At 35.9% G+C, this 13,094-nt stretch carries 14 protein-coding genes; 6 read left to right on the top strand and 8 right to left on the bottom strand.

Going from position 1 to position 13,094, the window contains the following annotated elements:
* Positions 1–542 precede the first annotated feature (542 nt).
* Positions 543–1,061 carry a DinB family protein gene (locus J2786_RS03075; protein ID WP_047431547.1) on the bottom strand — a complete coding sequence of 173 codons (519 nt, stop codon included), beginning with the start codon at positions 1,059–1,061 and terminating at the stop codon, positions 543–545.
* A 160-nt stretch (positions 1,062–1,221) separates the two neighbouring features.
* Between J2786_RS03075 and J2786_RS03070 the strand changes: the two genes are divergently transcribed.
* Entirely contained in the window at positions 1,222–2,358 is a 1,137-nt protein-coding gene (locus tag J2786_RS03070) for a tetratricopeptide repeat protein (protein ID WP_142014999.1), read from the top strand.
* A gap of 91 nt (positions 2,359–2,449) precedes the next feature.
* A complete protein-coding gene (locus J2786_RS03065; RefSeq protein ID WP_047433312.1) occupies positions 2,450–2,785 on the top strand; it encodes a nuclear transport factor 2 family protein in 336 nt (111 codons plus the stop codon).
* 240 nt (positions 2,786–3,025) lie between these two features.
* On the opposite strand, the gene J2786_RS03060 is transcribed toward J2786_RS03065, so the two are convergent.
* The 4 genes from J2786_RS03060 to J2786_RS03045 form a co-directional block, all read right to left on the bottom strand.
* Positions 3,026–3,589 carry a DUF6624 domain-containing protein gene (locus J2786_RS03060; RefSeq protein ID WP_047431553.1) on the bottom strand — a complete coding sequence of 188 codons (564 nt, stop codon included), beginning with the start codon at positions 3,587–3,589 and terminating at the stop codon, positions 3,026–3,028.
* 69 nt (positions 3,590–3,658) lie between these two features.
* On the bottom strand, positions 3,659–4,210 hold the full coding sequence (locus tag J2786_RS03055) for an AAA family ATPase (protein WP_082001967.1): 552 nt from the start codon (positions 4,208–4,210) through the stop codon (positions 3,659–3,661).
* 61 nt (positions 4,211–4,271) lie between these two features.
* Positions 4,272–5,267 (bottom strand): MsnO8 family LLM class oxidoreductase, encoded by a 996-nt coding sequence (locus J2786_RS03050; RefSeq protein ID WP_052186983.1) that lies wholly within the window; start codon positions 5,265–5,267, stop codon positions 4,272–4,274.
* A gap of 64 nt (positions 5,268–5,331) precedes the next feature.
* Positions 5,332–5,688: a winged helix-turn-helix transcriptional regulator gene (locus J2786_RS03045; protein ID WP_047431556.1), complete on the bottom strand. Its 357-nt coding sequence runs from the start codon at positions 5,686–5,688 to the stop codon at positions 5,332–5,334.
* A gap of 109 nt (positions 5,689–5,797) precedes the next feature.
* Between J2786_RS03045 and J2786_RS03040 the strand changes: the two genes are divergently transcribed.
* The gene (locus J2786_RS03040) at positions 5,798–6,943 is read left to right on the top strand and encodes an MFS transporter (RefSeq protein WP_310023929.1); all 1,146 of its coding nucleotides are present in this window, start codon (positions 5,798–5,800) and stop codon (positions 6,941–6,943) included.
* Between the two features lie 51 nt (positions 6,944–6,994).
* Here J2786_RS03040 and J2786_RS03035 read toward each other — a convergent pair whose 3' ends face one another.
* The 3 genes from J2786_RS03035 to J2786_RS03025 all read right to left on the bottom strand — a co-directional run bounded on the left by J2786_RS03035 (position 6,995) and on the right by J2786_RS03025 (position 10,323).
* Positions 6,995–7,159 carry a bacteriocin-like protein gene (locus J2786_RS03035; RefSeq protein WP_156121439.1) on the bottom strand — a complete coding sequence of 55 codons (165 nt, stop codon included), beginning with the start codon at positions 7,157–7,159 and terminating at the stop codon, positions 6,995–6,997.
* A 178-nt stretch (positions 7,160–7,337) separates the two neighbouring features.
* Positions 7,338–8,834, bottom strand: coding sequence for a sodium/proline symporter PutP (gene putP / locus J2786_RS03030; protein WP_047433315.1), 1,497 nt, complete (start codon positions 8,832–8,834; stop codon positions 7,338–7,340).
* A gap of 193 nt (positions 8,835–9,027) precedes the next feature.
* Positions 9,028–10,323, bottom strand: a complete 1,296-nt coding sequence (locus J2786_RS03025) for a gliding motility protein GldB-related protein (RefSeq protein WP_185097539.1) — start codon at positions 10,321–10,323, stop codon at positions 9,028–9,030.
* 235 nt (positions 10,324–10,558) lie between these two features.
* Between J2786_RS03025 and J2786_RS03020 the strand changes: the two genes are divergently transcribed.
* The 3 genes from J2786_RS03020 (at position 10,559) to J2786_RS03010 (ending at position 12,882) form a co-directional block, all read left to right on the top strand.
* A complete protein-coding gene (locus J2786_RS03020) occupies positions 10,559–11,443 on the top strand; it encodes a cupin-like domain-containing protein (RefSeq protein WP_047431565.1) in 885 nt (294 codons plus the stop codon).
* Between the two features lie 126 nt (positions 11,444–11,569).
* On the top strand, positions 11,570–12,283 hold the full coding sequence (locus tag J2786_RS03015) for a hypothetical protein (RefSeq protein ID WP_047431568.1): 714 nt from the start codon (positions 11,570–11,572) through the stop codon (positions 12,281–12,283).
* Between the two features lie 62 nt (positions 12,284–12,345).
* Positions 12,346–12,882 carry a TetR/AcrR family transcriptional regulator gene (locus J2786_RS03010; protein WP_047431571.1) on the top strand — a complete coding sequence of 179 codons (537 nt, stop codon included), beginning with the start codon at positions 12,346–12,348 and terminating at the stop codon, positions 12,880–12,882.
* Positions 12,883–13,094 lie beyond the last annotated feature (212 nt).

Here is a 13,094-nt window from a genome sequence, read left to right as displayed (position 1 = left end):
AATTGTAATATTTTGATTGATTGGGTGTCAGATTTTTTTAAGTCTGAAATTGATCCGGACAATAAAGTTCAGATACATTTTCGTTACCCGCACTCCATCAGTAAAGAGGATTCCGGATATTAAGGTCAGCACAGGGCAGAAAAGGAAAAGCAGAGTAGTAAGTTTACTTTATATCCCTGTTGAAATTCAAGATATCTCTTGTTTTTATTGTTGTAATATGCAGATTTTAATCATTATTAATTTTTTGTAATCGGATTGGTGGTATTACAAAGATAAAACGGTAATTGCTATTCAGAAAATTTTCAACAGCTAATCTGAAATTTTGTCGTAGTTCTACGACTTTTCATCAATAATTCCAAAATAAATGAGTAAAAAAAAGAAATAAATACCTCTTTATCAACCAAATATTTAACAATTTTTAATAAATAAAAACAAAAAATTTATCCCTTATCATAGAAATAAATTAAAACATAAGAGCTGTTAACAAAGAAAAACCAGCTGTACATTGGCAGCTGGTTTATTTTTTAATCATCTTATGATCTTCAGTATTTTTTCTCCTGCAATTTCACACTTTTTTCCTGTACTTCTTCTGCAGAAAGTCCATAAATCTGGGGTGTTTTTACATCCAGAAGATTCAGATAGATATATAATTCTGCCCTGTGATGAATTTCATGTTCTATCATGGCACGAAGCCATTTCCATACAGAAATTTCACTATTAGCAGGAGTAAGGCATTTCCTCATAAGATCTTCGTCTGACAGTGCTTTGATAATTTCAAGGGTCTGTCTATGCATTTCATTGAAAAACTGAACTGTATTTTCATAGCCGTCAGCGAGATCTTTACCACATCCCGGATAAGCGCTTTTCCTTCCTGAAATAGTTTCTCCATACATATACCTTTCAATAGCTGCAATATGTCTTATCTGATCACCAATGGTAAATTTCCCGGGTTTATAGGAAAAATCAAGATGTTCAGGAGGAATAACTTCGATAATACGGTTGGTCCTTTCTCTTATTTTCCCATAATAATCAAGAAATGAATCCACAGTTTTTATTTCCATATTTTTTGCTTTATTTTATTTAAAGTGAATATAAGAAATCTAATGATATTGGATTCAGGGTTTTATTATAAATCATTCATAAGGTTGAAAAAATCCCCAAGAAGTGAAGATAAAATTTGGAAGCTTAATAAATAACCAATATTTTAGTTAAAAAATAACCATGATGAAAAGAGGAATTTGCTTGTGTATTATTCTGTTAAGCTTTAAAAATCTTACTGCCCAATCCGTAAAAATTGATCCTGAAAAGCTTCTTGAATATTATGAAACACAACGTTATGCTGATGCAGCCCAATATCTTCAGGGCCTATACCCCGGAGATACACAGGATATAAAAGCCCTTTCACAAATTGCTTATTGTAATATGATGGCCGGAAAATTACCGGATGCAGAGAAAAACTATCTGAAAATCAATACTATACACCCCAACAATCTGCCTACTTTATTCAGTTTAGCAACTATCAACTCCAGAAGGGGAAATGTTTCCAATGCCAAGAACTACCTTCAACAGATTATTCAACTTGACAGTCTTAATTTCAGTGCTTATAAACAACTTGCGGCTTATGCAGAAACCCCTGAATCCAGACTTAATTATCTTAAAAAAGCCAATATCCTGAACGCTACCGATCCTGATGTAGCTTATGATCTTTCCACAACCTACAGTGGTCTCAAACACTATCAGCCTGCTTATGACGTATTGAAAACAGCGATTGCTGCTGATCCTGAAAATTTTACTTTACAGCAAGCTCTGCTGCCCGTTGCCAACCAGCTGACCAAATACCCGGAAGTGATTGAAATTGGTGAAAAACTACTGAAAAATCATGCTGATGTCAATGTAATGAACGATATGGGACAGGCGTACTTTTATGTAAAGGATTATCAGAAATGTATAATGTTTTACAAAACGATGGAAGATATGGGGGTACAAAATGAGGGTACCTTATATTTTATGGCACTGAGCTACCGTGAACTGAAAGATTATAATAATGCTGCCCTCTATGCACAAAAGACTATTGATGAAGCTATTTCAGATCATACCAGCCTTTACTATGCAGCGCTGGCAGGTATTTACGAAGCCAAAAACCAATATAGCGATGCGGTGACAGCTTATAAAAGAGGACTGACTTTTGGGACCAGCAATATTATTTATTACCGTTTAGGCCTTCTTTATGATCTCAACCTGAAACAGCCTAAAAATGCAGCAATATATTATCAGATGTACCTCAAAAACAACCCGGATCAGGAAAAGGAAAAAGAGCAGATTGCTTATGTAAAAGAGAGAATTCCTGTTTTAAAGTAATTCAAAAAGAGATAAAAACACTTTGTGATTATAGTCACAAATGGAATGTTCAGTGAACCTTAATTTTGTATTGAACAATAAAAAAACATTTATGGACAATACATATCAAAACGTAGCAGAACAGTTTATTCAATATTTAAATGAGGAAAATTTTGAGAAGGCAGAAAGCTGCCTCGATCCTGATTTTACATTTACAGGAGTATTGGGCAAAAGAGAGGGAGCTTCTGTTTATATGAAAGATATGAAGCAGATGAAATTTAAGTATGAAATTCTGAGAGCCTTTACTTCCGGTGAGGATGTGTGCTTTTGGTATAATATCAACATGGGAGAAAAAACTATAGAATCTTCAGGATGGTATCACATTCAGGATGGAAAAATTCAAACCTTAAAAGTTCTGTTTGATCCAAGACCTTTACTGGATAAATAATAATCTGATAACAGAGAAGAAGATGGCTGTATTTCGTTTAAGGCAGGCTGAAAGAAAGATTTTAAAATACATTAAAATGCTGTCCCAAAATAAACTGGCGGATAAAAAAAATACTTTATTACCGGCTCCGGACGACGCCAAAACTGTAAATTGAGGTTCGTGAAGTTATGAAAACAGATCAGTAAGATTGATGATAGAAGATGGCAATTATTGCGGTTTAAAATGAAATCTTTTCATGCATTAAATCCATCCTGTTCTTTTTCTCCAGTCCATATATTCAATGTCTTTGCTGTCAATTTCCGGAATATCTTCGGATTCCGGAATTCTGTTGATATCTGATTCGGACAGAGCCCGAAGATTTACCTTTTCACGCTCTGCATTTAGATTTCTTTTGCTTTCTACCGGATAAATTGTTCCTTCAGAGGTCAATTGTGTCCCATACTTTTGAGGCTTACTCTGAAAAACCTGAATCCGATCGTATAAATAGGCTTTATGTAAAGGATTAATATCATGAGAATGCTCCTCCATCAAGTCATAACATGCTTTCATAAATTCAGGTTCACTAATAGCGTGCTGGATAATTAGCCAGGCTGCATCATTTGCTTTTTCGCCTACTTTTGAGATGGTGGGATAACCGATTTCTGCTATTATTTCCCTCAGCCTTTTTGCATTGGTTTTATGAATATTTTCCATTTCAGGATGGTAACCTCCGGATAATTCTCCGGCCAGCAGCAGCTTTTCCCGCAAGGCCAGGTCTTTGTCAGCCAGTTCGATGAGTTCTTTTTCAAAAGTAAGATTGTTCATATGATAGGTGGTGATTGATAATTGATAAATGATAAATGGTGATTGATAATTGAGGGATGATGGGACGTTTTAGATAATTGTATCAAGGATAAAGCGGGCTCTGTTTTCTACTGAAATTTTTGGAATTTCTATGATATTATAATCATATTCAAGATAAATTTCTTTCATACACTCAAAAGTTTCCACTGCTTTTTCAAAGGTCTGTTTTCTTTCAGGATCGTTTTCATAAATATCTTTCCATGGCGGAAGCATAAAAACATTGTTATGATAAACCATTTCTCCTGCTTTTAATGCCATAGATGCCGGAATTGAAATATTTTCAAGTTTCATATAGCCCAACGTGTCCAATATCCCTCGGTCAAAGAAAACAGGTTCTGTATTCACCATCTGGCTTATTTTCAGGTAAGTTTTTACAGATTCTTTAAACATCAGTTCTGCAAAAAGTTCTTTATCAAGCCATGGAAGACCTTCGCCACCGGAATTTATCTGTTCTTTAATGATTTTCCTTCCTTCTTCAGGTACGGTTATCAATCTGTGCCGGTTTAATTCATTCAGCAATGTTGTTTTTCCAGCTCCGGGACCTCCGGTAATGATATAGAATGTTGAAATATTCTGCTTCATGGATTTGAATTATAGTATAAATAAAGTTCCATCACACAACAGAAATCTCATACTGTGGAGTTTATCTGTTATTTTTAATGATACTTTTATAAGTGTTAATGCGATCCTCTTCCCGGTGCATATTACACAAGATCAGAAGATCATCTGTATGGTACTTTTGGGAAATCTCCTCCAATCTCTGATGAACAGATTGTGGCGTTTCTATAATAATTCTGTTCAAAGTAGTAAAGAATTCTTCTTCATCCTTTGTTCCCAGAACTTTCTGTTCCACTGCTTCCGGAGAAAGAACAGCATCAGGACTGACTAACTGCCTGGATTGTAAAAACTGATAGGCCATTCCGTAGGCGTTCCGTGTGGCATCTTCAATTTTATCTGCTACTGATACAGCTACCGTAATCTGTAATGAAGGCTGAGGAAAATATTGCATGCTATCAAATTCTCTGAGATACGTGTCGGTATTTTCGTTCCCATTTTCACGATTCATAAAAGCGGCAAAAGAATATCCGACTCCGTGTTTGGCGGCTTCTCTGGCAGAAGTCATTCCTGATCCCAACCACATAATTTCCGGAATATGCTGTACATGAGTTGGCTGCGCAATAAGTCGGTCATATACCCCTTCTTCATCTTTTATGAATTGAATGATCTCCTCCAGTTTTGTTTCCATATTGGATAGAATTACAGGTTTATGATTGTTCAGTGCCATTACAGCATCTTTTAATCCTCCGGGAGCTTTTCCCAGTCCAAGCATAAAACGCCCAGGATATAGGGTTGACAGCATTTTGGTCCACTCTGCGATTTTGTAGGCAGAATAGTTTCTCATCATGATTCCTGCTGTTCCTACTTTGATCCGGTTTGTTTTACTGAGGACAATTGCAGCTAAAAGTTCGGGACTGGAACTGGCATAGGCTTCTACTCCATGATGCTCAGAATACATAACACTGTGAAATCCTGTTTCTTCAGCCAATACAGCAAGATTCAGACTATTTTTCAGTGCAGATGCTGCACGATCTCCCATTGCTGTAGGTGACTGATCTAATATCCCTAATTTCAGCTTCATACTGTTGAATCAATTTTATGTGAAGGTATGAAAAAAGGTGATGTAATAGAGTAATGTAAACTTATTATTCTTTGGGTGGAAAAACAATTCCCTCATCCTTAATCAAGTCGTAGCCAAATGTCATAATGGTCTCTATCACAGGAATAGATTTCTTTCCTTTCTCTGTAAGGCTGTACTCTACTTTCGGGGGAACTACAGGAAAAACTTCTCTGTGAATCATCTCTTTAGCTTCCAATTCGCGCAACTGGCTCGTCAGCATCTTGTCAGTGATGTGCGGAATATCCTTTTTAAGCTCACTAAAACGGAGAGGCTTCTCCTGTAATCTCCACAGGATAGGCATTTTCCAGGTCCCACCAATATGACTTAATGCGAATTCAATCGGAGTATAGTACAATCTTTTATCATGGAAAAATTGAGGCATAGCTTTGTTTTTTGTATTAACACTTTCAAAAAGGTAAGTATAGAACTAAAAGGTAAGTATATAGCTTTATGATAGTCTATTCTGCAAATTTGCAAAAAAAATAATGAAAATGAATAAAAATCTTTATGTACTGGCACTTGGGGTTTTCGGAATTACCACCACAGAATTCGGAGTAATTGGCGTCTTACCGGAAATTGCTTCTACATTCCGTATCTCCATTGAAAAAGCAGGATGGTTACTCAGTATATTTGCAATGATTGTTGCTGTTTTCGGCCCTTTTATGCTCTTCTTATTATCATCATTCAGAAGAAAAAATTTATTGATCGTTTCCTTACTTATTTTTGTTGCTGCGAATATTCTGTCGGCATATATTTCAAATTTCCATATGTTGCTTATTGTCAGAATGCTTCCGGCATTTTTCCATCCTGTGTACTGGTCCATTGCCTTATCTGTTGCCGGTCAAAACTCAGATCCTCAAGAAAAGTCAAAAGCTGTAAGCATTATTTTTTCAGGGCTTACCCTGGCAACTGTTTTAGGAGTTCCATTGGCAACTTTTATGTGTGATCTGTTCTCCTGGCGGTCTTCTTTTTTACTTACAGCTTTCATTAACGGGATCGCCCTGATAGGTGTATGGATCTATTTACCATCAATTCAAAATACGGGAATATCATCCAATAAATTCTCCATGAAAGTATTTCGGAATAAACAGTTGTGGAGCGGGCTTTTCCTCGCATTTTTTATCATTACAGCCATGTATTCAACTTATGGCTATATGGCCGAATTTTTAAGAAGTGTTACCCGAATGGACGGCGAACAGATCAGTATTATGCTCTTCCTCTTTGGAACAGCAGGAATTGCAGGAAATAAAATTGCGGGGAAATATATGAGTAAATTTCCGTTCCAGACAACTTTTGTATTTTTAATTTTACTATCGGGAATCCATTTACTTATTGGATATTATGGAAGTCATTTTGTACCCATGGTACTGATCGTAGGTTGCTGGGGATTGGTTCATTCCGGAGGATTCCTGATCAGCAATATTAATGTAACCTCTTCTACTTTAGATGCATCAGAATTCATCAACAGTATTTTTACTTCCTGCGGAAACTTTGCAGTCACAGCCGGAACTCTGCTTGGAGGAGCCTGGATTGCCAATTATGGTATAGAACACATTATTTGGTCTAGCATTACGGGACTAGCTCTCGCTGTTATGATGGTGTTTATCAAAAAGAAGTATACAGAAACTAAGCTTTAATATAAAAAATAAAACCTTCCGAAATAAGGAAGGTTTCTTTATAAAAAATGATTATGCACATCTGATATCAGCACAACCGCCACCGCCTCCATTACCGTTTTTGTAATAACATGCTGAAGTTGGACATCCACATGCTATACACTCACTCTCTGCAGGCGGACGACCTCCTGTAATTGTTTTTAAATTTTGCCTTGCAATTTTCTTTAGATTTTTCATAATAAATAAGTTATTAATTTGCAGTGACAAAATAGTCAAAAAACCGCAAAATACCTTTAACACAGACTGTTAAATAATAATAAATTTACGATCCTGTTTTTTAAATGTAAAATAAAGAATCTCCCGTTGCTTCTACAAGGGGAGATTCTTTATAAATGTAATATTTTAGTGCCGGATGCTATTCGTGCATTATCTTTTTAACTTCATTAAATTCACTTTCAATCAAAGGATCAGGCTTGTAAGTTAATAAAGAAACGATCACATTGGTTACCAGAGAAAGTACAAATCCAGGGATGATTTCGTACCAGTCTTTCAGTGGATGCTGAAGATAGACCCATGCTAATACAGTAATTCCTCCTGCCATCATCCCGGCAAAACCTCCCTGCCATGTCGCTTTTTTCCATAAAAGAGACAGCAGGATCAGTGGTCCGAATGCAGAACCAAAGCCTGCCCATGCATTTCCCACAAGATTAAGAATACTATCCTTGGGATCCAGGGATAAAAGTACCGCAATGACAGCTACGAGTAAAACAGAAAGCCTGCTTGCCATTAATAATTGTCTGGAAGTTGCTTTTTTATTGAGAAAAGCTTTGTATATATCTTCTGTTAATGAGCTTGAAGTCACCAATAATTGCGAAGAAATAGTACTCATTACTGCTGCCAGAATTGCAGTAAGTAAAAATCCTGCAATAAACGGATGGAATAATATACGGGAGAAATAAATGAAAATAGTTTCCGCTTCCGTCTTTGATCCGTCAAATTTCATCATAGTATTCATATCGAATTTTTGCAGATAAGCAATTCCTACCAATCCTATGGCCAGTGCTCCGGCAACAGTAAATATCATCCATGTAATCCCAATACGTCTAGCTTTGATCAGATCTTTTGGCTTATCAATTGCCATAAAACGTACCAGAATATGGGGCTGACCACAATACCCTAATCCCCAGGCCAATAAAGAAACAATGCTTACGGTTGTTGTTCCTCTGAACAGGTCCAGATATTTTGGATTTTTTGCTTCAATCAGAGAAAAAGTCTCTCCCACACTTCCAATTTGGGTAATCGCTACAATCGGAACAATCACCAATGCCAGTACCATGATGGTTCCCTGCACAAAATCCGTAAGACTTACTGCCAGAAACCCACCTAAAAATGTATACAGCACTACCACCAGACTCGTCAGGAGAAGGCCTACAGTATAGTCCATTCCGAAAGCAGATTCGAATAATTTTCCTCCGGATACCATGCCTGCAGAAGTATACAGGGTAAAAAATACCAGAATGAAAACAGACGACGTGATCTTCAGAAGCTGATTTTTATTTTTAAACCTGTTTTCAAAAAATACAGGCAGTGTAATAGCATTCTGTGCCACCTCTGTATAAATTCTGAGTCTTGGTGCTACAATAATATAATTGAGATAAGCACCGATTGTTAATCCTATCGCAATCCAGGAACTTGAAATTCCGGACAGATACATTGCTCCCGGAACGCCCATCAAAAGCCATCCGCTCATATCAGCTGCTCCTGCAGACAATGCTGTTACAGCAGCTCCCATTTTTCGGCCGCCAATTAAAAATTCTTCTGAATTACTTGTTGATTTTCTATAAGAATATATGCCTATACCTATCATTAATAACAGATACAACCCCACAGAAATCCCTTCATATACTTGCATATCATTATTTTTACGAAGCCGAATATAACCTTTTTTTGAAAAAGGCGGAATTCCCTTCCATAAACAGAATCTTATCAAAAATCCAAAAAAATCAGAAAATCAATAAAATTTTAACACATTAACAACAGTAGCATCAAGGATAAAAGAAATTTACTTTAATATCTTTCTTATTAAATATCCGTATACGAAGAAACTATTGATTGCCGGTTTTAAACTTTATAAGAAGTTTTTCATCTTTCAGAAGATGACCTTCTTTAGAAATAAAGCCTTTATTGGTAAGGACAAACTCATACTCTTTATTAGGTTTAAGACCTACCAATACCAGCAAAGTTTTATTATTGTTTTCCATCCCTGCAATTTTGGTCATTGGATTATATTCTTTTCCCTTATCGGACAAATTGAAGGAATATTTTCCAGGAACCATTTCCTGTGAAAAAGTAATCCGGAGTTCTTTGGTATCAGCACTGACGTCTTCGGAACCATTGGCTGGCTCTATTTTCACTACATAAGGTAATTGATTTTGATATTCTTTGGCTAGCGTACCGACTTTTTCTTTAAAAAACATCGATTTGTCCACGAAATCGTCAACAGCTTTATTATCACTATAGTTCAGTTCAATAATGTCTTTGATGGCCTGTTTTTTATCTTTTGTATTCTGGTAGTACATTTTACTGATCACATATCCTACGTAGTATCCTAAGTCTGCTTCCTCTCCTTTTTGTCTTCCATTATAAAACCAGTTGGCAAGATTACCGGTAAACATTTCTTTTTTAAACCGGGCTTTAATTTCAGCTTCATGAGCCATTCCGTAAGAAATATATTTTCTTTGCGCAGATTCATTCGTCACAAGTTCAGCAATCAGATCACATGATCCTTCCTTTATGGCCTGGTTTAAGACCCTGTTTTGATTTCCGTTTTGCTGGGTATGAATATATTCGTGAATATTCAGGGAAACGATATTATCCAGCGACTGATTGGCAAACATACCCTTCAGCCATTCATCTTTAAATTCCGAGACCTCTGTAGACCCAATTCCGGTGGCAAGCTCAGCACCTACCAACACCATATTTCCGCTCACCGTTCCTCCAGCGTTAAGTCCACCGATTGTAAAATACATTTCAGCATCTTTAAGTTCAGGATACAATTGCTTCAGCCTGGCAACACCGGCTTCCAACTCTTTGGTTTTGGTTTTTATCGTTAAGGTATTCGGTCTTACTGAATTCCAGAATTCAGGATATTTTTCTATAGCTTTTACATACACACTATCGTTATAATCTCTGGCATTCATAAAAGCTTTTAAGCCTTTTGTTGCTTTATCAGTATAAAGTCTTTTAATAAGATCAAGCTTTGTGGAATAATCATTTGTTTTTTGAATGCTGTCATAAGCCATCCAAAAATTATCAATATCTGAAGTAAAAATTTTGGTTGATTTCTGTGAAAAAGCGGTTACAAATACGAGTGAAAAAATAATGGTAGTAAAACGTTTCATGGTCATTTTTAATACGACAATTATACATACAATTATTGTATTTCACAACTATCTTTTACCTTATAAACACTATAGATTTTAAAAGAACAGGAGATAAAGGCATCGTATAATAACTCCAAAAAAGCGAAGCCAAAACAGGTGTTTTATTATTTATTTATATTAATTCCAAATAATTTTAATTCTTTCCATTTTATTGTCACAAATATTTAATACTTTAGCTTAATAATTTGAACGAATGGGAATAATCCTTAAACCAATTGATATTGTAGATGACATTTCACAAGAAGATTTCCGTGAAAAATATCTAAAGCCATGTAAGCCAGTGGTAATCAGAAATATGGCAAGAAAGTGGCCCGCCTATCAAAAGTGGACGATGGATTACATGAAGGAAGTAGTAGGCGACGTTGAAGTTCCCCTTTATGACAGTTCCAAAGCAGATCCTGCAGCTCCTATCAATACTCCGACTACGAAAATGCCATTTCGCGATTATGTGGACCTTATTCAGAGAGAGCCTACTGATCTGAGAATTTTCTTCTTTGACCCTATAAAATTTGCTCCCAAACTGCTGGACGATTATGTTCCGCCAAAGAATCTTATGGGGGGATTTTTAGATAAATATCCAAGTATGTTTTTCGGAGGTAAAGGTTCTGTGACTTTCCTTCATTACGATATCGACATGCCTCATATTTTCCACACTCACTTCAATGGAAGAAAACATGTCCTTCTATTTGAATACAAGTGGAAAACACGTCTGTATAAACTTCCTTACGCTACCTATGCACTGGAAGATTATGATATTTCCAATCCTGATTTTGAAAAATTCCCTGCCCTGGATGGTATAGAGGGAATTGAGTGCTTCCTGGAACACGGTGATACATTATTCATGCCTACAGGTTGGTGGCACTGGATGAAATATCTGGATGGATCTTTCTCTATTTCACTGCGTGCATGGGATAAAAGCTGGGCTGTAAAAGCACATTCTCTTTGGAATCTTGCTGTGCAGCGTAATTTTGACAATTTCATGAAAGCCCGATACAAAAAGAGGTATATGGACTGGAAAGAAAGAAAAGCTGTAGAAAGAGCCCATATTGCACTGAAAAAAGGGCTTCCGAAGAAGTAATAAAACTTTTTAAAATAATTAATGAAGTGGATGATTTACCCTGAGTCATCCACTTTTTATTATCTTTTGAGATGTATTGCAAAAAATAATTAAATTGCAAACGTTCCCTAATACAAATACACATATATGTTTGAAAAATTAATCGATAGCTTTGAAAAGCTATGCCTGCAAATCATTATTGAAATATTGTTAGTTCCGGTAACCATCTTCAAGTTGTTTCAGGACCCGCGACGTTGCTATGATTTGTCTGTTCACGAGATGGAAAAAGAAGAGACTGAACGTTTTCACGACTACCTCTCTCCTATCAAACTTTCGGTTTATACATCGGTAATCGTTTCCGTTATTTTAATGGATTATGGTGGTGAGCACAATATTATTTCGAAGATCAAGGGACTCAGCATGGTAGAAAAAGCGCTGTTTATATTTTTAATGAATAATATTACTTCTGTTATATTTTCTGTTGCTATATTATGGTACAAAAAAGAGAAAGTGAATACAGTTACCTTCCGGACGTTATTATTTTCTTTTATTTATACAACGGTCTACACATCTACACCTTTTTTTATATTTATCAGCTCAGCTATGTTTCTGGGACAAACTTTGAATGCCAATGCTTATCTTGATCATTTGACGAAGGTAACTAAGCATGGAACAAGAGATTATTTGTTTTTTGTGGCCTTTCTGGTTTTTATCATCGTTGGAATTATCGGAATTTTCAAGCTTTTCAAAGCGTTGCACTACATCCTGAAGAATAATTTCAGCTACCATCCTTATATCGTATGGTTTTTCACCGTCCTTTTCTTCACTATTCAGCTTTATTATACTATGGGATTTATTTAAAATTATACTTTTTTCAGACATACTGGTCCGTTTATTTTCTACATTTGTAAAAATTTTATTTCATGCCCAAACCTCGCGAAAGAATATTAAATACAGCAATGGTTCTATTCCATAGGCAAGGTTATAACAATACGGGTATTAATCAAATCATCGATGAAGCTGAGGTATCCAAAGCAAGTTTTTACCAGCACTTTAAATCTAAAGATGATCTTTGTATTGAATTTCTGAATAAAAGATATGATTACTGGGTGTCTGAACTGGAAAAATTCACCTCAGAAGTAGAAACACTGCAGGAAAAGTTTCAGAAGTCCTTTGATTTCCTGATTGACATGAATGAAAGAGAAGACTTCAGAGGATGCAGCTTTCTGAATATTTTGTCGGAGATTCCTGCAGATAAGGACGAAATTCACAAAGTCATCCGTGATCATAAAATTAAGTTGAGAGAATCCTTCAATGAGGACATTCAAAATGATATGGTTTCAGCACACATCTATCTTCTTTTTGAAAGTTCCATTCTCACCAGCCAGCTTTACAGATCGAATGAATTAATCGAAAAGTCTAAAATTATCGTGCAGGATCTATTGAGTACTTCTCACTAAACGGAAATTCCAGGATTGGGCTAAGCCATTAGAATTATTTACAATATGTAAGGCGGGCTAAAGCCCACCCCTATTGAATTTTAACGACAAGATCTTTCATCTTTCATCTTTCATCTTTCATCTTTCATCTTTTATCTTTTATCTTTTATCTTACAAAACTCTCTATATTAACAATTCTTAAGAAAACCTTAATTTTCTCTTCAACTCTTTTA

It is taken from the genome of Chryseobacterium vietnamense (genome assembly GCF_031454475.1).
Lineage (GTDB): Bacteria > Bacteroidota > Bacteroidia > Flavobacteriales > Weeksellaceae > Chryseobacterium > Chryseobacterium vietnamense.
This window is presented reverse-complemented; position numbering and strand designations above follow the sequence as displayed.